The following is a 20,985-nucleotide window of genomic DNA, read 5'->3' as shown; positions in this document are numbered from 1 at the left end:
TTTGTTTCTAAATAAAGGAAAGTATTCAAATAAAGAATATGATGAATACCGTCTTTTTATAGAACAGATATCAAGAAACGATAACGCCAAAATTATACTAACTAAGAATTAATTCAAACCAATGAAAATTAATCAATTACCAGTTATTTTATTTTTCTTCTTTTCACTTTTTAATGCTACTGCACAAGAATTTAAGCTTGGAAAAGTTTCTGTTGCAGAGCTACAGGAAAAAGTGCATCCTAAAGATTCTTCGGCTTCTGCTGCCATTTTATACAAAAGAGGAAAAGCCAGAATTGAATACGATCAGACTGATGGTTTTGTTACTTTAACGGAAGTTGAAACCCGAATTAAGATTTATAAAAAAGACGGTTACGATTGGGCAAACCAGGAAGTTGTATACTATTCCGGAACAGGGGGACGAGAAAAGGTTTCTTTTTCGGATGCAAACACATTTAATTTGGTGAATGGCAAAATCGAAAAAACAAAACTTCAAAGCGATGGAAATTTTGATGAAACCATAAACAAGTTCAGAAGCAGGAAAAAAATAACGATGCCTAACGTAAAAGAAGGATCTGTAATTGAATTTAGATATTTGATAAGATCTGAGTTTAGAGAAATCAGAGATTGGGATTTTCAAGCCAGTATTCCGGTAAATTTTTCTGAATTTTCAACTTACGTTCCTGAATATTATGTGTATAATTCAAGACAAAAAGGATATATTTTTCCTAAAGTAGTAAGTGAAAAAAATAACAAGTCTATAAATTTTTTAAATAAAGAACGACAATCTTCGGGAGGATTCAGCGCGGTAACCACTACTTATTCTTCTGATAAAGTAGATTATTCAGAAACCAAAACAACTTATACTGCCGAAAATTTTCCGGCAATGAAAGAGGAAGCTTTCGTAAATAACATTGATAATTATACATCGAGCGTGCAACACGAATTATCAATGGTTAAATTCCCTAATCAACCAAGTAAATTATTTTCTACAGATTGGAATTCAGTTGTAAAAACAATTTACGATTATGATAGTTTCGGTCCCGAATTAAACAAAACAGGTTATTTTGAAAATGATGTAAAGGCAATCATCGCAGGTCTAAATTCACCTGAGGAAAAAATATTAGCTATTTTAAATTATGTAAAATCAACCGTAAAATGGAACGGCTATAATGGTTATGACTGTGATCTTGGGGTTAAGAAAGCATACAAAGAAAAAACAGGAAATATTGGAGATATCAATTTGATGCTTACAGCCATGTTGCGTTATTCAGGTTTAGAGGCAAATCCGGTGTTAGTGAGTACGCGTTCAAACGGAATTGCAATTTTTCCTAACAGAACAGCTTTCAATTATGTAATTGCGGCTGTAGAAACTCAGAATGGTAATATTTTGTTAGATGCATCTGATCGGTTTTCTGTGCCAAATATACTGCCTTTCAGGGTGTTGAACTGGTCTGGGAGATTGATTCGTAAAGATGGTACATCAGAAGAAATAAATTTAATGCCCGAAAAGTTATCGAACGATGTTGTTTTTATGACTTATACTGTAGATGCAGACGGTAAAGTTTCAGGAAAAACACGAAAACAATCTACCGATTATAATGCGATGTCATACAGAAGCAGCATTGATGGAGTCAAAGAAGATGCATATCTTGAAAAGCTTGAAAATAAAAACAATAAAATTGAAATTAGCGAATACAGCAGAACAAATGAAAAAGAGATTTTATTACCAGCGATAGAAACATATTCTTTTAAAGGAGATAATTTAACGGAAGTAATCGGAGGTAAAATATATCTTAACCCGATGTTGTTTTATGCTAATACAACCAATTCTTTTAAACAGGATGTCCGAGAATATCCTGTAGATTTTGGCTATCCGTTTTCTGACAGGTATAATATTACGATCCAGATACCAGAAGGATTTGCAGTAGAAACATTACCTGTTCCGGCTGCAATAAGCATGGAAGATAATTTGGGGACTTTTAAATTTAATATTGCTCAAAGTGGAAATACACTTCAACTAGCTATCGTTCATCAAATAAACGATGCCATTGTTTCTGCAGAAAAGTATGAAATGCTAAAAGATTATTATAAGGCAATGATCGCTAAAGAGTCGGAAAAAATTGTTTTAAAAAGGATCTAACAACATACTACCAGAAGCTATTGCTGTTTTTCTTCAGAAAATAAAGAAATCGTTTTTACATTAATTACATCAAATGTCGATAACAAAATTCAGATTAGTTGTTCAAAAGAAATTTACAGTAGTATTTTTGCAGCAGATCAGTATGATGGATTAAAAGACCTTTTTCAGAAACTGATTGTGAGCCAAAATAAAAAAAATATTCTTAAAAAAATACAATCATGGATTTGAAAAATGCACAGCTGGATGTTGATATCTGGATAAAAGAACACGGAGTTCGTTATTTTAATGAATTGACAAATATGGCGCAGCTTACGGAAGAGGTAGGAGAAGTTGCGCGTATTATTGCACGCCGCTATGGTGAACAATCAGAAAAAGAAAGCGATAAAAATAAAGACTTAGGTGAAGAATTGGCAGATGTTGTTTTTGTAGTCTTATGTCTGGCCAATCAAACGGGAATTGATTTGCAGGCAGCTTTTGACAAAAAAATGGATTTAAAATCAGTAAGAGATAAAGATCGTCATAAAAACAACGATAAATTGAAATAATTGTGAAATATCAAAGGCTGACTTTGAATTATGAATGAGGAGTGGTAAATTGCGCGTTCGAATTATGTCACTCATAATTTGCAACACATAACTAATATCATGAATTTAAAATTAAGCACGAATTCACAATACATTATTGATAATTCACAACTAAATATTACAGGATCAAAAAGCGAAACCAATCGTTTATTGTTGCTAAAAGCGTTATTTCCAAATATTACTTTAGCCAATACTTCAAACTCAGATGACAGCGAAGTGATGCAAAAAGCACTTGCAGGAAATGACGAAATTGTTGATATACACCACGCCGGAACAGCAATGCGTTTCTTAACGGCTTATTTTTCCGTGAATGAAGGCAGAGATGTAGTTCTTACAGGATCAAGCAGAATGCAGGAGCGTCCGATCAAAATTTTGGTTGAAGCTTTGGCACAATTAGGAGTTGAGATTTCATACCAAAAAGAAGAAGGTTATCCTCCTATAAAAATCAAAGGAAAAAAAGTTACGGATTCAAAAGTAACTTTGGCAGCCAATGTGAGCAGCCAGTATATTTCGGCACTTTTATTAGTAGCTTCAAAATTAGAAAATGGTTTAGAATTGACTCTTGAAGGAGAAATTACTTCAATTCCATATATCAAAATGACTTTGGCCCTTTTAAAGGATTTAGATATTAAAACGAGTTTTGAAGGGAATGTAATTAAAGTTTATCCAAAAGAAGCAGTTGAAACAAAAGAAATGGTTGTAGAATCTGACTGGAGTTCGGCTTCGTATTTCTTTAGCCTTGTGGCACTGGCGGATGCGGCAAAAATAACTTTGAGTAGTTACAAACAAGACAGCCTTCAGGGAGATTCGGAATTAGTTTCTCTTTATGAAAAAATGGGAGTGAAAACTACTTTTCAGAACAATAAAATGACTTTGGAAAAAGTAGCAGGATTCAATTATCAGGATGTAAATTTTGAATTGAATAATACGCCTGATATTGCTCAGACAATTGTTGTAACCTGCTTAGGTTTAGGGATTGGATGTCACTTAACAGGACTTCATACTTTAAAAATTAAAGAAACAGACCGACTTGAAGCGCTAAGAATCGAGCTGACTAAATTAGGAGCAAATATTTCGGTAACTAATGACAGTTTAACTTTGGTACCTTCTCAAAACATTAATCACGATATACATATTGCAACCTACAATGACCACCGCATGGCAATGGCATTTGCACCGCTTGCGATCAAAGTACCAATAATTATCGATGACGCCGAAGTAGTTTCTAAATCATACCCGGATTTCTGGAACGATTTAAAAGCATTGAATTTTCAGGTTTCAGAATTATAATTGAAATTTCATCAATAACAAAATATAGCCTCTGGTTTCAACCAGAGGTTTTTTTGTGCATGAGTTTGTCTATATTCGTAAAGATTGTCATTTCGACGAAGGAGAAATCTTCGTAAGTAACTCCACAACAAGAACCCAATCTTTGACGAGCTTCTCGTGAAGATTTCTCCTTCGTCGAAATGACAATAATATGCTGAAAATGTTTTTTGTAGATAAAAACACATTTTTAATAGTTCTCAAAACGCCACTAAATCAACGACTTTTGAAAATAAACGTCAAAACACTTGACAACGCCTATCTCACAATCGTATATTTGCAACCGATTTAAAATTTTAGATAAAAAAATCTAAAATCTACATTCTAAAATCAACAATTCAAATATGAAATTATCACACTTCAATTTCAATTTACCGAAAGAACTTTTGGCTGAATTTCCAGCAGAAAATAGAGATGAATCTCGTTTAATGGTAATTGACCGTCAAAAACAAACTATCGAACATAAAATGTTTAAAGACGTTATCAACTATTTTGATGACGGAGACGTTTTAATTCTAAATAATACAAAAGTTTTCCCTGCACGTTTGTATGGAAATAAGGAAAAAACAGGAGCAAGAATTGAAGTTTTCTTATTAAGAGAATTAAATTCTGAGCAACGCCTTTGGGATGTTTTGGTTGATCCGGCCAGAAAAATCCGTATTGGTAACAAACTATATTTTGGTGATGACGATTCATTAGTTGCTGAGGTAATTGACAATACAACTTCCCGTGGAAGAACTTTGCGTTTCTTATACGATGGTTCTTATGAAGAATTCAGAAACAAACTGACAGAACTTGGAGAAACTCCAATCCCTAAATACATCAACAGAGAAGTTACTGCTGAAGATGCGGAAAGATACCAGACTATTTATGCAAAAGAAGAAGGAGCGGTAGCAGCACCAACTGCAGGTTTACACTTCTCTAAACACCTTTTGAAAAAATTAGAAATCAAAGGAGTAAATTTTGCAGAAGTTACTCTACACGTTGGTTTAGGAACTTTTAACCCGGTTGAGGTTGAAGATTTGTCTAAACACAAAATGGATTCTGAAGAATTGATTATTAAACAAGACGCTTGTGATATTGTAAACACTGCAAAAGCAAACAAAAAACGTATTTGTGCAGTTGGAACAACTTCTATGCGTGCCATAGAAAGTTCGGTTTCTTCTCAAAATACGCTGAATCCTTATGAAGGCTGGACAAATAAATTTATTTTCCCTCCTCATGATTTTAGTATTGCAAACTGTATGATTACAAATTTCCACACACCAAAATCAACATTATTAATGATGATTTCTGCTTTCTGTGGTCATGATTTAATGAAAAGAGCATATGACGAAGCAATCAAAGAAGAATATAAATTCTATTCTTACGGAGATGCAATGTTAATTATCTAATTTATTATAAAAGGTAAATTGATTCATATAAAAAACCTGTCAGTAATGGCAGGTTTTTTTGTTTCAGGTTTCAGGTTTTGGTTCAGATACCAAGCCTAAAACAATCAAACTCAAAACAAACCTAATTGTTAAATTTAAGCGTAATATTTCAAAAGGTGTTATTTTAGCATTCAAAACAAAAAACAATGACTTTTCAAAATACGCGCGAATTTGCGAAACAACTTGATTCACAAGATTCTTTGAATCATTATCAGGAACAATTTATTTTTCCGAAAGTAAACGACAAAAGAGTTATTTATTTTACAGGAAATTCTTTAGGATTACAGCCAAAACGCACTAAAGCTTATATAGATGAAATAATGAATGACTGGGCTGAACTTGCCGTAGAAGGTCATTTTTATGCACAAAAACCATGGTGGGATTATCAGGAAAGATTTGCTGCACCTCTGAGTAAAATTGTCGGTGCTTTGCCTTCGGAAGTTACGGTAATGAATACTTTGACGGTAAATCTTCATTTGCTTATGGTTTCATTTTATCAGCCAACAGCAAAACGTTTTAAAATTATCTGCGAAGAAAAAGCATTTCCTTCCGATCAGTATATGTTTCAGAGTCAGGTTCATTTTCATGGATTTAAGCCAGAAGATGCCATTGTTGAAATCAAACGCCGCGAAGGAGAACACAACATTCGCCTTGAAGATGTTCTCGCAAAAATTGAAGAAGTGGGCGATGAGCTTGCTTTAGTTTTAATCGGAGGAGTAAATTATTATACCGGACAGGTTTTTGATATCAAAACCATAACGGCAGCCGGACAAAAAGCCGGAGCAAAAGTGGGCTGGGATCTGGCACATGCCGCCGGAAATATCAAATTAGAACTTCATGACTGGAATGTAGATTTTGCTGCATGGTGCAGTTATAAATATATGAACTCAGGACCAGGAAATGCATCCGGAGTTTTTGTTCACGAAAGACATCATAATGATGCGGATTTACCACGATTTGCAGGCTGGTGGGGACATAATAAAGAACGTCGTTTTAAAATGGAGCCCACTTTTGATCCGGTTCACGGAGCAGGTGGATGGCAGATTAGCAATTTGCCTGTACTTTCTTTAGCACCGTATCTCGCATCTGTAGAAATGTTTGCAGAAGTTGGAATGGACGCTCTAATCGCAAAAAGAGATCATATTACATCTTATTTAGAATTTATTCTGCATGAAATTGATAAAGAAGTAGAAAGTACTTTTGAAATCATTACGCCAGCCAATCCAGAAGAAAGAGCGTCTCAATTATCTGTCTTTCTGCACGGAGAAGGAAGAAGCCTGTTCGAATATTTAATGAAAAACGGAGTCATTACTGATTGGCGCGAACCCAATGTTATTCGTTTAGCGCCGGTTCCGTTATATTGTTCTTACGAAGACATGTATGATTTTGGGCAAATTCTAAAAAAAGGAATTTTAGGAAAGTAATATCAGATTCATGAGGTTTGGCGGCATTTTAATTTTAGGCATTATTTTAATTTTGTAAATTTTTACAAAAATCATGTAATAAGCCATAAGCATCTTATTGCGTAATTTGTAGTGTATAATTTTTTAAAAACTACAATCATGAAAGCCTTATATATATTTATCGCAGCCTTATCTATTATTTCTTGTCAAAATCAGAGTAAGCAAGAATTGAATAAAGCAAAACAAGCCAGTATCGACTCAATGAAAGTTGAAATTAATAAACAAAGAATTATTGATTCAATGAAGGTTGAAATGGCCGCTTTAGAAGAACAAAAAGAAGCTGAACAAAAAGCAGCCCAACAAAGAGCAGCTGAACAAAAAGTGGTAGTAGTACATCAAAATGACGGAACTGCAACTGCAGCTCCAGCTAAGAAAAAAGGATGGAGTGCAACAGCAAAAGGTGCCGTAATTGGTGCCGGAGTAGGAGCAGCAACAGGAGCTATTGTCAGTAAGAGAAAAGGTGAAGGTGCTATTATTGGTGGTCTTGCCGGAGCAGCTTTAGGTACTGGTACAGGTGCTGTTATTGATGAAAAAAATAAGAAAAAAGAATAGACATAAAATATTTTGAAATAAAAAACCCCGAAATGTATATTTCGGGGTTTTTTGGTTATTTAGCACTGTTCAGGAATTTTAATTTCGGCTAATTGCGATTTATATAAACTGAACTGTTCCTTGATTTTCTTGATATCGGTTTTGAAATAAAAGGTTGATTCCAATAAATTCTGATAATATTCAATACCTTCAAAGAGATTGGATTTAAAGGTATTCCATTTTTTTAATTGATTTGAGGTCACTTCACCAGAAATGTTTTCAATTTCATTTCTAAAATAATCCAGATACATTTTTAATTCTTTTACTAAAAGATTTGGCCTGTCAGAATGACTAAGCACAGATTTGTTTCCGTAAATATGCTGTACCATTTGTTTTAGTGAAACTTCCTGGTCAAAATAGGCCATGTTCGGTCCCGGACATATTACCACGCCTTGTGCCTGACCTTTTATTTTTATATCATTTTCCAGATAAGAAGCATTAGCCAGACCTACGCAAAGACAGGACTTTTGGGTAATCTCAGTTTTTGTTTTTTCATAATTAGAAGCTGAAATGGTATCTTTTGAATTTTCTAATTCTTCCAGTTTTATATCCTGATATTTTTTGGAGGCTGTGCATATCCCTGTTGGGTCATATTCTTTACTTAAAGCCAAAAAGCGTTTTGGACAGGAACTTCCCGCTTTGTTTTCCTGAATTCGTTTTTGTTTTAGAATTTCATTTGATGTTCCTTTCAATGAATTAAACGGAACTCCTAATGGTGAAATGTTGCTTAAGTATAAATCCTCTTCTTTGGCGTTCATTAATAATTTTCTTGTTTCCTCATCTACAGAAGTAGCTTCCGGAACCAGCAAAAATGGTGTTCCCCAACCCACAGAATCAACCTGGTACGTATCTAATAAAAATTCATGTTCTTCTGCAGTTCCGACTCCGCCCTGTACCGTTATTTTTGTAGCCAAAGGCTGTTTTGGAAAAGGCCTGTTTTTTAGCTCCAGTGCTTTGATCATTAATTCGTATGACGATTGGGCTAGTTCCTGCTTTTTTTGCCTGAATTCTTCTAAAATCGTCCCTAAAAGCAATCCCTCGGTAGCAAAGGCGTGTCCGCCACAGTTTAATCCGGATTCAATTCGGTATTCTGAAACCCAAAGTCCTTTTTTAGCTAAAAAATTTCCCTGGATCATCGCAGAACGGAAATCACTTACTTTAAGAATAATTTTCTTTTTAAGCTGATTGTTCTCATCAGGATAAAAATCTGTAAAATTTTCGAAATAACTATAAAGTCTGGGATTCATACCGGCAGAAAGAACAACAGAAGAAGTAAGGTTGCTGTTGGCAAATCCTCTTAAAGCAGCGTGTGCATCGTTAAATTCAATTGGGAGCTGTTCATTTTTCTTGAAATTATCTTTGTCTAACTTCGTCATGATATTCACATCAATTTCGCCTGACGAAAGATGCGCTTCAATATAATTCTGAATGTTTTCCTTAAAAGCAATCCCGTCTTCCAGCAAATTTTGAAAACCTTTTTTTATATCCGAAGTATTAGGCAGCATTGCCATGAAATTTTCTAAAGCCGTTTTGCTTTCTGCAAGTTCTGTTTTAAAATTTTCAAATTTCTGCTTTACTATTTTATCAACCAGATTGAGATATGAAGTAATACGTTCGGCACGATAATCCTGAATTTTATGGGTGATTTCCTGATAAGGCTGATTGAATTTGGTGCTGTAAAAATGCCTCATTTTTTCAATCAGTTCGTCATCAGCAATAGAAATTACAGATGAAATGCCGTATTGTGCTACACGAATTGGACTGTCAATTGTGTAGGCAAGTCCCATTACAGGTATATGGAAAGTGTGTAAATTTTTGTTTGCCATTTGTTTTTTGGGTTGAAAAAGCAAATGTTGCAAAAAGAACTATTTCAAAATATGATATTTATCAGTTTTGAGAATTTGAAAGTTAAATTAAAATTTTCTTCAAAGACTCGGCAATATTTCTCCATAAAAAATTATAAAAAGACTTTTCCTGAATTCTTTCCACTTCGACATCTGCATTTTTTGGTTTGTCTTTTGAATCATTTTTGACCAGTAAATTGACAATGGCAGATTTTAGTTTTGCTTCTTTTTCAGGGTTTTTCTTTTTGAACATTTTTACTTTCAAATCATCATATTCCAGTGACGCATTTCCTTTCGAAATGTCATCATTTCCGTAAAAGTTAAAATGATATTTTTTGAATGTTCCTGTAAAAGTGGTGTTCATATAGGGTTTTGAAAACCGTTCCATTGCGGCAACATTAAAATTTGAAATGCTTCCCTGAATATGAAAACTGTCTTTAAGATCCAAAATATTAAAATTCCAGTTTACAGCCAGATGTGAATCTTTCATAAACAGACAATTGATTTTAATTTTAACATCATTCGTTTTTTTCAGGCCAAAACCACTTTTAAGATTTAGCGCACGTAGATTAAACTGATCAAAATTTAAAATACCGGGACCTTTTGTAAAATCAATCTCTTCTTCATAAACCAATTTGGATTTTTTAATTTGCAAAGTATCAATTTGCAACGGGAATTTGATTTTTCGCAATAAAGCATTGTAGAGATATTTTTTGCTTAAATCATCGTTCGGAATTTTATTTCTGTAAACATTGGCATCAACATGATTCATTACAATCGAATTTGCTTTAAAGAAAAAACGATCATTTTTAAAACCCCAGTCCATTTTGTTAATTTCGGCAGAATCCAGCTTTATGGTATAGATGTCTTTTTCTTTATCTAGTTTCTGAACAAAAACTTTTCTCGAATATTCGGGAAGAACTGAAAATTTGTTGATTTTTAAATAATTGTTTTCGGTAGCGATTTTTCCAATACTAAAATGATAAAACTGATTTGGTTTGTAATAAATACTATCGCAGACCAGTGTGTATTTTTCATATTGAAGCGGAATTTTTTCTTTCAGCGTCGCATCTGTAATGAGGATTCCTTCGAGTTTTAAAATAATTTTTTTGACATTCAGGATTGGTTTGTCTGTGTCTAATGAAACTACATCAACAGCACCGTCATTAATATAAATATTTCGAACGGCAACGATTTTACGAAAAGGTTCAACGATTTCACTTTTAATACTCTTACTGTTATTTAGTAATTTATCTCCTTTTTTGTATAAAATTACGCGGGGTTTGTTTATGATAATGCTTTCGGCCTGAATGATATCGCGAAATGCCAAATCCCAAATATTAAAATGTTTAATGGTAACAGATTCAATTTTAGAAAACAATCCGTTTTTGCTGTCTTTAGGTTCGTTTTTAGGATGAACCAGTAATGTTGTTGCAGAGATATTACGGGAAAAAAGTGAAACTTCAATTTTTTCGTAATTGATATTGTAAGCAGTTTTGTTTTTCTCGTGTATGATTTTTGGTAATTGTTTTTTTATCCAATAATTGAGGCCAATATTGACTAAAATCACAAAAATAAAGAGAGAAATTATTCCGATTGCTATTTTTTTATAGATTGACATTTATGGTATTGGTTTTAAATACATAAATTTAGACTTTTAAAAAGGATCAGTCTTACATGATTCTGTTATGAAGTTACATTATTTATGATTCGTTTATACTTGTTTGAATATGAGAAAAATTAAAAAAATCCTTCTGGTTTTAGTGGTGTTGATTGTAATTCTGGGAATAGGTTTGTGCGGCTATATATTTCATCTGAAACCCAAATATGACGGAGAGTCGGAGCTGAAAAACCTACAGAAAGAAACAACAGTTTATTTTGATGATTTTGGAGTTCCTCATATTTATGCCGAGTCTGAAAAAGATGCTATGACGACCTTAGGTTATGTGCATGCACAGGAAAGGTTATGGCAAATGGAATTGCTGCGACGTATTGCACCGGGAAGATTATCTGAAATATTTGGATCGGTTGCGCTTAAAAATGATAAATTTTTCTCCGGTATTGGTATTGAAGAAGCTTCGGTAAAAGCCATTTCTAAATTAGACAAAAACAGTCAGAGTTACCAATTGACAATGGCCTATCTGGACGGAATTAATCAGTATCTGGAAGAAGGTACAACGCCTCTTGAGTTTACTTTGGTAGGAGTAAAAAAAGAAAAATTTACTTTAAAAGACGTTTACAATATTTTTGGATACATGTCTTTCAGTTTTGCCATGGCTCAAAAAACAGATCCGTTATTAACAGATATTCGTAACAGATATGGTGCTGAATATTTGAAAGATTTAGGAATTGAAGGCGAGTTTAATACAACTCAGCTTAAAAGTTCAAAAGAAAATATAGAAGAATACACGACGATTTCAAAATCGGTTGCGGCTTTACTGGATAAATCCCCGATTCCGCCATTTGTAGGAAGTAACAGCTGGGTTGTTGGACCAAATAAGACGAAAACCGGAAAAGTAATTTTTGCCAATGATCCACACATAGGGTTCTCTCAGCCCGGAACCTGGTATGAGGCGCACATAGTGACGCCGGATCATGAATTGTATGGCTGTTATCTAGCAGGAACTCCATTTCCGTTATTGGCTCATAACCGCGATTATGCTTATGGATTGACGATGTTTGAAAATGATGACATCGATTTTTATCAGGAAACCAATAAAAAAGGAGATTCAAATCAATACCAGACACCGACAGGTTTTAGTACTTATGAAACAAGAAAGAAAACCATTAAAGTAAAAGATACATCAGACGTTGTACTTACGCTTAAATCCAGTCGACACGGTCCAATCATGAACGATTTGCTGGAGCGATTAGACCGTAAAAACCCAATTTCAATGTCGTGGATTTATACGCAGCAGCCGATCCAGATTCTGGATGCCGTTTACGGGCTTTCTCACGCTAAGAGTAAAGACGATTTTAGGAATGCCGTAAAATTGGTTGCAGCTCCGGGATTGAATGTGATGTATGGAGATGCAAAGGGAAATGTAGCCTGGTGGGCAACAGGAAAACTTTATAAACATAATAAAGGAGTTAGTTCTTTTTTTATTTTGGATGGAGCAAGCGGTAAAGACGATATAACAGAATATCTTGATTTTTCTAAAAATCCATCGGCTGAAAACCCAAAATGGGGATATGTATATTCGGCAAACAATCAGCCCGAAGCGATTGATGGTTATTTGTATCCTGGCTATTATCTTCCGGAAGATCGTGCCAAAAGAATTTCGGCATTATTAGAGCCAAAATCAGATTGGGATAAAGAAGAAATAAGTAAAATGATTTATGATAATACTTCTCCGGTTGTTACTGGAACGGTAGAAAGTTTAATTGCAAATCTTGATAATAATTCGCTTACCGCGGAAGAAAAACAAGCAATTCAGGTTCTAAAATCATGGAAAGGAACTCATAATACAGAAGACCTTGCTCCAACAATTTACAACAAATGGGTTTATCTGTATTTGAAAAACACATTTGAAGATGAAATGGGCGAAGACAATTTTAATTTATTCCTCGGAACGCATTTAGGAAAACAAATCATTGCCAGACAAATCACTAATGAAAATTCAGTTTGGTGGGATAATGTCAAGACTAAAAATGTAAAAGAAACCAGAACGGAAATTGTCTCAAAATCATTTCATAAGGCGATTACGGAACTTCAAAAACAATTAGGAAATTCCATAACGGACTGGAATTGGGGTAAAGTACATACTGTAGAACACGAACATCCGTTAGGAAAAGTTGCCGCTTTAAGAAAATTATTTGATGTTGGACCTTTTGCAGCTCCCGGATCAAATGAGGTTATTAATAACCAGTTTTTTGGTTATAATGATGATGGAAAATATTATGTAAAAGGAGGCCCTTCCACCAGAAGGATTGTAGATTTTTCGGATATAGAAAACAGTTGGAGCATTCTGCCAACCGGTCAGTCCGGAAATCAGTTTAGCAAACATTATAATGATCAGGCAGAAATGTACAATGCCGGTAAATTCAGAAAAATGAAACTGAACAAAGAAGAAATCATAAAGACATCAACAAAGCTGGTTTTTAAACCTAAGGGATAAGTTTCAGGTTTCAAGTTTAAAGTTTCAAGTTCCATCAAATCTCTGGACCTTTGTCCCTCTGTCCCTTTGAACCTAAAAAAACAGGGGATAAAAGTTCTAAACTTTTATCCCCTGTTTTTTTTATCTGATAATTAAATATTTCCCCTGCACAACATCTCTGGCATAAATGTCGAGATTGTTAAGAAGGACTTTATTGGTTGTCATGGCATTTGTACTTTGGTATGCGCTGTCTTTTTCGTATGCTTTTAACAAAGTCTCTAATTCTACCTCATTATAAAAAGCAAACATATTATAAACCGCATCTCTAAAATTTTTAAAGTTGATGGTTTCTGTAATTTGCATTGTTTTCTGATCGTTCCAATTCTCTTTTGAAGCCGTTTCATTTACTTTGCTTAAACAATAATCAACAAAATAAGTTTTATAGTTAGCCGCTTCAATAATTTTGTTCACTATAATTGTATTTTGTTGAGAAGGCATTGGTGCTTTTGCAACAGAAGTTTGTGAAGTACAAACAGAAGGCATAAATACAGATAATACTAAAACTAAAAAGAAATACTTTTTTAAATTTTTCATAGGTTTTCAAAATTGCTCACAACTTTTACTTGCTGTAAATAGAGTTGATTCGGGATTATAAAATTGTTTTTTGGGCACGGCTAAAATAGTATTTTTTTGCTTTGGATTTTTAGGTTAAAATAATTTTAAAACAAAAAAAACTCCGATAATACACTTTTGAAATTGTATTATTGGAGTTCGTAAGATATCGATTACCGCTTACGCGAAATAAATCTGTTTTTGATTATTTTTTAGAAGTCCGCATTGCTTTTACGATTTTCAGGTTTTTATCTTTTGAGAGTTCCTGATATTCTTTAGTTTCTCTGCCGAAAAGGGCAATTTTTCCTTTTTCATTATTATGAATACCCCAGCCGTAACGCTTAGTCAAAGGCGAAGCCCTTAAACACGCCTGGCCTTTAGAAAAGAATTTTTCCCGTGCCTCATTATATTCTGATTTGGTTAAATCATTTTTGTCTGCATAAACCTGAAACAAAACATCATCCGAAGAATATTGATAAGGATTTTGGCTGATCATCTCAAACTCAATATTAGCTACAGTTTTTGTGTCACTTTTCTGTTTCGGAATTTCGCCGCTAACAGCAGGACAGTCTTCTGCAACTTCAATAAAAGTATTCTCGTAATTTGTAGTATGAACTTTCATCTTAATCAGTTATAAAAACATAAAAATATTTAGCTAAAATAATGATTTTCAATAAAAACTCCGACAAAACAAATTCTAAATCTGTAATGTCGGAGTTTATTAAGCTGTTGGTTTGGGATTATTTTTTCTTAGAAATTTCGTCTAATATTTTTTTTCCATTTTCGTCTTTAGGATCAAGCTCAATTGATTTTTTATAATTCGCAATCGCCAATTGTGTATTTCCGTCTTTTAAATAAGCTTCTCCCAAACTATCATAAACATTTCCGGATTTAGGGAAGGTTTCTGCATTAATTTTGAAAACTTCTATAGATTCTTTGGTTTTTCCGGTTTGTAATAATTGGTATCCAACGCCGTTCATGTCACCTTCTTTAATGCGATATGTTGGATCGGCTTTCAGTTTCTTATAAACCTCTATGCCTTTAGCTGTACCATTTTGGGAAAACGCATCCAGCAATTCAAACGCCAGTGATTTTTTAGGCTGATCATAAGGGAGATTATACAAAATGGCACGAATCGCATCATTCATTTCGCCCAAAATAGTTCCTCCGGTATTGTTTAATAAAACAATAAGGTTTTTATCGGCCGGAATACGTGAGATAATGGTATTAAAACCCGGAATACCGCCACCATGTTCAATAACCTTTATTTTTCCTTTGTCTCCATTGGCAACTTCTTCAATTGACCATCCGTACCCATAATAATCATCCCATGATTTTATATACGGTTTGAATAATAATTGCATACTATTTTCTGAAAGCAATTTTGTACCATAAAGCGTCTGGTCCCAAAGATATAAATCTTCTACAGTTGAATATAGCGACCCTGCGGCATAAGGAATACTCATATCGATGTAAGTAGCATTTTTTAATTTTTTACCTTCTTTTTCATAACCTGCCGCTCGGTTTTTTATAATGATATCGCTGTGATCATAACCGGTACTTGTCATTTGTAATGGAGTAAGAATTACTTCCTGCAAATATTGTTCGTATGATTTACCCGAAATTTTTTCTATAATATAACCTAGTAAAAAATAACCGGAATTGCTGTAGCTGAATTTTTCACCCGGAGCAAATTCAAGCGGTAATTTGTCAAATGTTTTTACAAATTCCTCTGGTGTGTAAGGATTTCGCGCTTTGTCTTTAAAGAAGTTGGGATCGTTGGTATAATTTGGAATTCCGGATGTATGAGTCAGTAAATTATGAATGGTTATTTTATCACCATTTGCTTTTGGATAATCCGGAAGATAAGTAGTTATCGGAACGTCAAGTTTTATTTTTCCTTCTTCTGCTAATTTTACGATTAAGAATGCGGTAAATTGTTTGGTAATAGATCCTAATCTGAATTTAGTATCAGGCTCATTTGGAATATTCCATTCCATATTCGCAGAGCCAAATCCTTTTTTAAAAATTACTTTTCCGTTTTCAGCAACCAACGCCGAACCATTAAATTGCCCATACTCATTGTATTTGCTTAAAAGCTGTTCGATTTGTTTTGCTTTATCCTGTGCAAAAGTGGTGATACTACAAAGTAAAATTACACAGAGTGCGATTAGTTTGATTGGTTTTTTCATTTTGATTGCTAATTAGTTAGGGTTAATGAATCGGTTTTTTGATTTTGAAATGATGAATGAAACTCGTCTAATTTTATTAGACGACGATTCTGATATTATGTTTCAAATGTCAAACGATTTTTGGTCATTTGCCCTGAATAATTATAAAATGCAATAAAGTTTAAGATTTCTTTTCGGTTTTAGAACTGTTTTCAGTTTGATGATCATAACTAAAAGCTCTTCTCAATTTCCAAACACCATTTATTAATATCCAGACATGAGTAAATCGTGCCGTACTTCCAAAATTTTCTTTTGCATTTGCAAGAGATTCATTTTCGTCAACCGATTTTTCATAAAATTGATGAATACCCATTTGCATTGCACCATACAAAACACCTCTATTGTATAATGGATAAACTTCTGTAGTGTTTGGAACTAAATATCTTCTTGATTTATAAGTTCCTGTTGAACCACATATACCTTTTTTAAAATTTTTTATAAACAAAATCTTGTCAGACATCCCGCCTTTGTCGTGATAAAATTCAAGATCGTCGCTAAACAGATTTTCAAATTGCGAAAGATCACAGGTATTAAAACCAATATTAAAAAGCAGGCTGTCTTTGGACATAATAGTTTTGTACAATTCTGAGTTTTTTTCTTCCTGGGAAAAACCAGCTTGTATCTGGAAGAACAGAATTCCAATTAAAGTAATTTTTAACCGGAAATAAATTTGATTGATAGTTTTCATTTGATGATTTATTTATGATTTGATTAATAATCAAAAGTAAGAAAATTGTATAAAAGTTAAATTTTATCTTTTCTGAAAAAGAGCCAGCTTAAGCTGGCTTTTTTCCTTAAATGAATTCCGGAAAATAGTTCTTTTTGGTTTTCTCCCATTCCTCCGGAATAATGCTGAAATAGATATCGTCTTTACTTTTTCCTTCAGAATCAATATAATTGTTTCTAAATATGCCTTCTTTTACCGCACCGAGTTTTTCAATCGCTTTTTGCGATCTTATATTTTCAAGGTCGGCACTGAATTGTATTCTTCTGAATTGAACTTTTTTAAACCCAAAGTTTAATAATTCAAATTTACAGGCTTTGTTTAGACCAGTTCCCTGAAAAGCTTTTCCGTACCATGTCCAGCCAATTTCGCATTTTTGACTTGCGTGATTTAAGTAACCATAACGTGTACTTCCCGCAACTTTATTTGTGGCCTTATCAATAATCAGAAAGGGGTAACAAATTCCGTCTGCTTTTTGTTGTAAAGTATCTTGAATGTAGTTTGCAAAATCCTGATCGTTTCGAATGTACATTCCCATATATTTCCAGATTTCATCATCAAAAATGATTTCTTTAAGTTCAATATTTCTTTCACTTTCAAAAGGAAGTAATAATACTGTTTCATTTTCTAAAATAATTTCTGATTTCAGGATTTCGCTCTTCATGAGTATTGATTTTATTATTGATGTAAACTAATAGCAAAACTAATTGTTTAATTTTTTTAAATAAATCAAACAATGTAACAATTTGTTATATTGCTAAAAGACAAATGAGCTGCCTGGTAGCAAATAATTTACTTATTTTAAAGCTTATCTATAATTATTACTTATTTTTACGACCCAATATATTAGATTTTCCCTCGATGCAAACTTCATTAAAAATTGCTGTTGTTGGTTCCGGACTTGTAGGATCGCTGCTCGCAATTTATCTTAAAAAAGCCGGTCATACCGTTCATGTTTATGATCGTAGTCCCGATATCAGAAAAATAAATTTCTCAGGCCGATCTATTAACCTGGCAATGTCCAATCGTGGATGGAAAGCACTCGATGGTGTAGGTGTTGGCGATTCGGTGCGTGAAATTGCCATTCCGATGGACAAACGCGCGATTCATCTGGTAGATAAGCTTAATTTTCAGAATTACGGACAGGAGGGCGAGTCGATTTATTCCATCTCAAGAGGAACTCTGAATAGAAAAATGATTGATCTTGCCGAACAGGCCGGAGCCGAATTTTTCTTCGAACAAAAAATCTGGGATGTTACGCTAAGTGATGCTACACTTCATATTGGCGAAACCGAAAGAGGGGAGTGGGAAGAGAAAAAATTTGATATGGTTTTTGGTGCCGATGGTGCTTTTTCGAGAATCAGACACAGAATGCAGCGTCAGAGTATGTTTAATTATTCTCAGGAATTTTTGAATATGGGTTATAAGGAACTGAATATTCCGGCAAATTCGGATGCATCACACAAATTAGATAAAAACTCTTTTCATATTTGGCCGCGTGGCGAATACATGTTAATTGCACTTCCTAATCTTGACGGAAGTTTTACCTGTACCTTATTTATGCCTTTTGAAGGAGAAAACTCTTTTGCGTCATTGACAGATCGCAAAATGGTAGAGAATTTCTTTGAGAAAAACTTCCCGGATTCTATTGAAGTAATTCCGGAACTGGCAAATGATTTCTTTAAGAATCCAACCAGTACTCTGGTTACAATGAAATGTTTTCCGTGGACATACGAAGATAAAATTGCTTTGATCGGAGATGCCTGTCATGCGATTGTTCCTTTTTACGGACAAGGAATGAATGCCGGTTTTGAAGATATTACGGTTTTGAATGAAATGATTGAAAAATATGGAGACGACTGGAAGAAAATTTTCTCAGAATATCAGATTTCACGTAAACCAAATGCTGATGCCATTGCAGAACTTTCCTATAGAAATTTCATGGAAATGAGTACAAAAACCGCTGATGAGAAATTCCTGCTTCAAAAGAAAATCGAAAAGGCATTTTCAGATAAATATCCGGATAAATGGATTCCATTATACAGTCGTGTGACTTTTAGCGATCGCCCTTATGCAGAAGCATTGGCAATAGGAGATTTTCAAAACGGCATTATGGAAGAAATCTTAAGAATCGATAATATTGAAAATATCTGGAACACTCCTGAAATCGATAATAAGATTTTGCAGTTGTTGCAAAACGAATAATATTTACCATATAAGTTATATAAGTTCAGGCAAAACTTTACCTATTAGATTAAATGAGCTTATATAACTTATATGGTGATTTTTTATTTTTTGAAGATTTTGGTTAGTACCCCAAAAACACCTCTTATAAAAGTAGCACTCGTTACAACTTTCAAAACAGATTTCCCCACAACACTTGCCGTGCTGGGTTCTGCTTTTGAAGATCTTGTTGGTGCTTGTTCTTCTTGCTCAGCAGCAGCTTGTGTTGCTTCTTCGATCTTTTTGGTTAAAATTTCATAAGCACTTTCGCGATCAATCTCCTCACTGTATTTTTTTACCAGTTTTGATTTACTATTAATCGATTCAATTTCCTCAGAAGATAAAATATCCATTCTGCTCATGGGTGCCCGCATCATGGTAGCAACAAGAGGTGTAGGAACTCCTTTTTCATTAAGCGCTGTTACTAAGGCTTCTCCAATTCCTAAACTGGTAAGCAGTTCATCAGTTTTATAATAAGCAGAAGTAGGGTAATTATCAGCAGTTTTTTTAATGGCCTGTCTGTCATTAGCAGTAAAAGCTCTTAAAGCATGCTGAATCTTTAAACCTAACTGGGCTAAAACACCACTCGGAACATCCATTGGATTTTGAGTGACAAAATAAACTCCGACACCTTTTGAACGAATTAGTTTTACGATAGTTTCGATTTGCTCTAAAAGGACTTTGCTTGCTTCATTAAATATTAAATGGGCTTCATCAATAAAAATCACCAGTTCCGGTTGTTCTGCGTCCCCTTTTTCAGGCATTTGCTGATAAATTTCTGCCAATAGACTCAGCATAAAAGTGGAGAATAATTTTGGCTTGTCCTGAATATCCGTCAGACGTATAATATTAATATACCCTTTTCCATTCTCATCAATACGCATCAGATCATCAATTTCAAAAGATAATTCACCAAAAAACAAATCACCGCCCTGTTGTTCTAATTCAATTATTTTTCTCAGAATTGTTCCGGTAGTTGCAGTAGAGATCTTACCATAGTCTGCGGTTATTTCGTCCTTGCCTTCTTCGGTAATATAATTAATGACTTTTTTAATGTCTTTCAAATCAAGCAAGGGCATATTATTATCATCACAATATTTGAAGATAACAGACACAACACCTGCCTGAGTATCATTTAGGTCCAGAATTCTTGAAAATAATACAGGTCCAAATTCTGAAACCGTAGCACGCAGGCGAACTCCGTTTTGTTTTGACAATGACATGAGCTCCACAGGAAAAGCAGATACATTATAAGGTATATTAATTTTAGCATGTCGTTCTGTAATAAAACCTTCTTCTTTTCCTTCTTTTGCAATTCCACTAAAATCACCTTTTATATCCATCATCAGAACAGGGATTCCTGCGTTTGACAATTGTTCTGAAAAAACCTGGATTGTCTTGGTCTTTCCGGTACCTGTTGCACCGGCGATTAATCCGTGTCTGTTCAAAGTTTTTAAAGGTACTTTGACATGTGCCTCTGCAAGTGGCTCACCATCCAGAATTGCACCTCCTAAAATAATACTGTCACCCTTAGATAAATAACCATTGTTTATATCCTGGATGAAATTTTCTTTCCTGCTCATGTTTTTATTTGTAATTTAGATGATTATAAGGATATTATTTTGTTTTTTAACAAATTGAATATTTTATTTAGTAGGAAAAAGCTTTTAGTCATTAAAAAACTAATAAACAAAAATTCGCAACTTTTTAAGAAGAT

Annotated in this window: 16 protein-coding genes; 8 read left to right on the top strand and 8 right to left on the bottom strand. The window is 33.9% G+C overall.

The features are described 5' to 3' along the window. Nucleotides 1–121 precede the first annotated feature (121 nt). The 6 genes from DCO46_RS13000 (at nucleotide 122) to DCO46_RS12975 (ending at nucleotide 7,498) form a co-directional block, all read left to right on the top strand. Nucleotides 122–2,140 carry a transglutaminase-like domain-containing protein gene (locus tag DCO46_RS13000; RefSeq protein ID WP_116752955.1) on the top strand — a complete coding sequence of 673 codons (2,019 nt, stop codon included), beginning with the start codon at nucleotides 122–124 and terminating at the stop codon, nucleotides 2,138–2,140. A 218-nt stretch (nucleotides 2,141–2,358) separates the two neighbouring features. After that, nucleotides 2,359–2,685 (top strand): nucleotide pyrophosphohydrolase, encoded by a 327-nt coding sequence (locus DCO46_RS12995; protein WP_099709668.1) that lies wholly within the window; start codon nucleotides 2,359–2,361, stop codon nucleotides 2,683–2,685. 99 nt (nucleotides 2,686–2,784) lie between these two features. Continuing rightward, nucleotides 2,785–4,014 (top strand): 3-phosphoshikimate 1-carboxyvinyltransferase, encoded by a 1,230-nt coding sequence (gene aroA / locus DCO46_RS12990; protein ID WP_116752954.1) that lies wholly within the window; start codon nucleotides 2,785–2,787, stop codon nucleotides 4,012–4,014. Nucleotides 4,015–4,394: 380 nt separating this feature from the next. Continuing rightward, nucleotides 4,395–5,444 (top strand): tRNA preQ1(34) S-adenosylmethionine ribosyltransferase-isomerase QueA, encoded by a 1,050-nt coding sequence (gene queA, locus DCO46_RS12985; protein ID WP_116752953.1) that lies wholly within the window; start codon nucleotides 4,395–4,397, stop codon nucleotides 5,442–5,444. Between the two features lie 185 nt (nucleotides 5,445–5,629). Beyond that, nucleotides 5,630–6,907 carry a kynureninase gene (kynU, locus tag DCO46_RS12980; protein ID WP_116752952.1) on the top strand — a complete coding sequence of 426 codons (1,278 nt, stop codon included), beginning with the start codon at nucleotides 5,630–5,632 and terminating at the stop codon, nucleotides 6,905–6,907. 138 nt (nucleotides 6,908–7,045) lie between these two features. Next, entirely contained in the window at nucleotides 7,046–7,498 is a 453-nt protein-coding gene (locus DCO46_RS12975) for a YMGG-like glycine zipper-containing protein (protein WP_116752951.1), read from the top strand. 59 nt (nucleotides 7,499–7,557) lie between these two features. Here DCO46_RS12975 and DCO46_RS12970 read toward each other — a convergent pair whose 3' ends face one another. Together DCO46_RS12970 and DCO46_RS12965 are read right to left on the bottom strand one after the other, a co-directional pair. Beyond that, nucleotides 7,558–9,363 (bottom strand): hypothetical protein, encoded by a 1,806-nt coding sequence (locus DCO46_RS12970; protein WP_116752950.1) that lies wholly within the window; start codon nucleotides 9,361–9,363, stop codon nucleotides 7,558–7,560. Nucleotides 9,364–9,445: 82 nt separating this feature from the next. Next, nucleotides 9,446–11,002 (bottom strand): hypothetical protein, encoded by a 1,557-nt coding sequence (locus DCO46_RS12965; protein ID WP_116752949.1) that lies wholly within the window; start codon nucleotides 11,000–11,002, stop codon nucleotides 9,446–9,448. Between the two features lie 109 nt (nucleotides 11,003–11,111). On the opposite strand from DCO46_RS12965, the gene DCO46_RS12960 reads away from it, so the two are divergent. Then, nucleotides 11,112–13,499 carry a penicillin acylase family protein gene (locus DCO46_RS12960; protein WP_116752948.1) on the top strand — a complete coding sequence of 796 codons (2,388 nt, stop codon included), beginning with the start codon at nucleotides 11,112–11,114 and terminating at the stop codon, nucleotides 13,497–13,499. Between the two features lie 120 nt (nucleotides 13,500–13,619). Here the strand turns inward: DCO46_RS12960 and DCO46_RS12955 are convergent, their stop codons facing one another. The 5 genes from DCO46_RS12955 to DCO46_RS12935 all read right to left on the bottom strand — a co-directional run bounded on the left by DCO46_RS12955 (nucleotide 13,620) and on the right by DCO46_RS12935 (nucleotide 17,709). After that, a complete protein-coding gene (locus tag DCO46_RS12955; RefSeq protein WP_116752947.1) occupies nucleotides 13,620–14,072 on the bottom strand; it encodes a hypothetical protein in 453 nt (150 codons plus the stop codon). A 223-nt stretch (nucleotides 14,073–14,295) separates the two neighbouring features. Beyond that, nucleotides 14,296–14,712 (bottom strand): DUF6157 family protein, encoded by a 417-nt coding sequence (locus DCO46_RS12950; protein WP_116752946.1) that lies wholly within the window; start codon nucleotides 14,710–14,712, stop codon nucleotides 14,296–14,298. 118 nt (nucleotides 14,713–14,830) lie between these two features. Next, on the bottom strand, nucleotides 14,831–16,282 hold the full coding sequence (locus DCO46_RS12945; RefSeq protein ID WP_116752945.1) for a serine hydrolase: 1,452 nt from the start codon (nucleotides 16,280–16,282) through the stop codon (nucleotides 14,831–14,833). Nucleotides 16,283–16,442: 160 nt separating this feature from the next. Next, nucleotides 16,443–17,009, bottom strand: a complete 567-nt coding sequence (locus DCO46_RS12940; protein ID WP_116752944.1) for a nuclear transport factor 2 family protein — start codon at nucleotides 17,007–17,009, stop codon at nucleotides 16,443–16,445. Nucleotides 17,010–17,115: 106 nt separating this feature from the next. After that, nucleotides 17,116–17,709: a GNAT family N-acetyltransferase gene (locus DCO46_RS12935; protein WP_116752943.1), complete on the bottom strand. Its 594-nt coding sequence runs from the start codon at nucleotides 17,707–17,709 to the stop codon at nucleotides 17,116–17,118. A 197-nt stretch (nucleotides 17,710–17,906) separates the two neighbouring features. Here DCO46_RS12935 and DCO46_RS12930 point away from each other — a divergent pair, with 197 nt between their 5' ends. Continuing rightward, the gene (locus DCO46_RS12930) at nucleotides 17,907–19,250 is read left to right on the top strand and encodes an FAD-dependent oxidoreductase (RefSeq protein WP_116752942.1); all 1,344 of its coding nucleotides are present in this window, start codon (nucleotides 17,907–17,909) and stop codon (nucleotides 19,248–19,250) included. Nucleotides 19,251–19,333: 83 nt separating this feature from the next. Here DCO46_RS12930 and DCO46_RS12925 read toward each other — a convergent pair whose 3' ends face one another. Next, complete coding sequence (locus DCO46_RS12925; protein WP_116752941.1) at nucleotides 19,334–20,851, bottom strand: helicase HerA-like domain-containing protein; 1,518 nt, start codon at nucleotides 20,849–20,851, stop codon at nucleotides 19,334–19,336. Nucleotides 20,852–20,985 lie beyond the last annotated feature (134 nt).

The sequence above is a fragment of the Flavobacterium sp. HTF genome (assembly GCF_003105115.1).
In the GTDB taxonomy this organism is placed as follows: Bacteria; Bacteroidota; Bacteroidia; order Flavobacteriales; family Flavobacteriaceae; genus Flavobacterium.
This window is presented reverse-complemented; position numbering and strand designations above follow the sequence as displayed.

Coding starts and splice junctions, on each gene's coding strand:
- DCO46_RS13000 (WP_116752955.1), top strand. CDS start 122: ATGAAAATTAATCAATTACCAGTTATTTTATTTTTCTTCTTTTCACTT.
- DCO46_RS12995 (WP_099709668.1), top strand. CDS start 2,359: ATGGATTTGAAAAATGCACAGCTGGATGTTGATATCTGGATAAAAGAA.
- aroA (WP_116752954.1), top strand. CDS start 2,785: ATGAATTTAAAATTAAGCACGAATTCACAATACATTATTGATAATTCA.
- queA (WP_116752953.1), top strand. CDS start 4,395: ATGAAATTATCACACTTCAATTTCAATTTACCGAAAGAACTTTTGGCT.
- kynU (WP_116752952.1), top strand. CDS start 5,630: ATGACTTTTCAAAATACGCGCGAATTTGCGAAACAACTTGATTCACAA.
- DCO46_RS12975 (WP_116752951.1), top strand. CDS start 7,046: ATGAAAGCCTTATATATATTTATCGCAGCCTTATCTATTATTTCTTGT.
- DCO46_RS12970 (WP_116752950.1), bottom strand. CDS start 9,363: ATGGCAAACAAAAATTTACACACTTTCCATATACCTGTAATGGGACTT.
- DCO46_RS12965 (WP_116752949.1), bottom strand. CDS start 11,002: ATGTCAATCTATAAAAAAATAGCAATCGGAATAATTTCTCTCTTTATT.
- DCO46_RS12960 (WP_116752948.1), top strand. CDS start 11,112: ATGAGAAAAATTAAAAAAATCCTTCTGGTTTTAGTGGTGTTGATTGTA.
- DCO46_RS12955 (WP_116752947.1), bottom strand. CDS start 14,072: ATGAAAAATTTAAAAAAGTATTTCTTTTTAGTTTTAGTATTATCTGTA.
- DCO46_RS12950 (WP_116752946.1), bottom strand. CDS start 14,712: ATGAAAGTTCATACTACAAATTACGAGAATACTTTTATTGAAGTTGCA.
- DCO46_RS12945 (WP_116752945.1), bottom strand. CDS start 16,282: ATGAAAAAACCAATCAAACTAATCGCACTCTGTGTAATTTTACTTTGT.
- DCO46_RS12940 (WP_116752944.1), bottom strand. CDS start 17,009: ATGAAAACTATCAATCAAATTTATTTCCGGTTAAAAATTACTTTAATT.
- DCO46_RS12935 (WP_116752943.1), bottom strand. CDS start 17,709: ATGAAGAGCGAAATCCTGAAATCAGAAATTATTTTAGAAAATGAAACA.
- DCO46_RS12930 (WP_116752942.1), top strand. CDS start 17,907: ATGCAAACTTCATTAAAAATTGCTGTTGTTGGTTCCGGACTTGTAGGA.
- DCO46_RS12925 (WP_116752941.1), bottom strand. CDS start 20,851: ATGAGCAGGAAAGAAAATTTCATCCAGGATATAAACAATGGTTATTTA.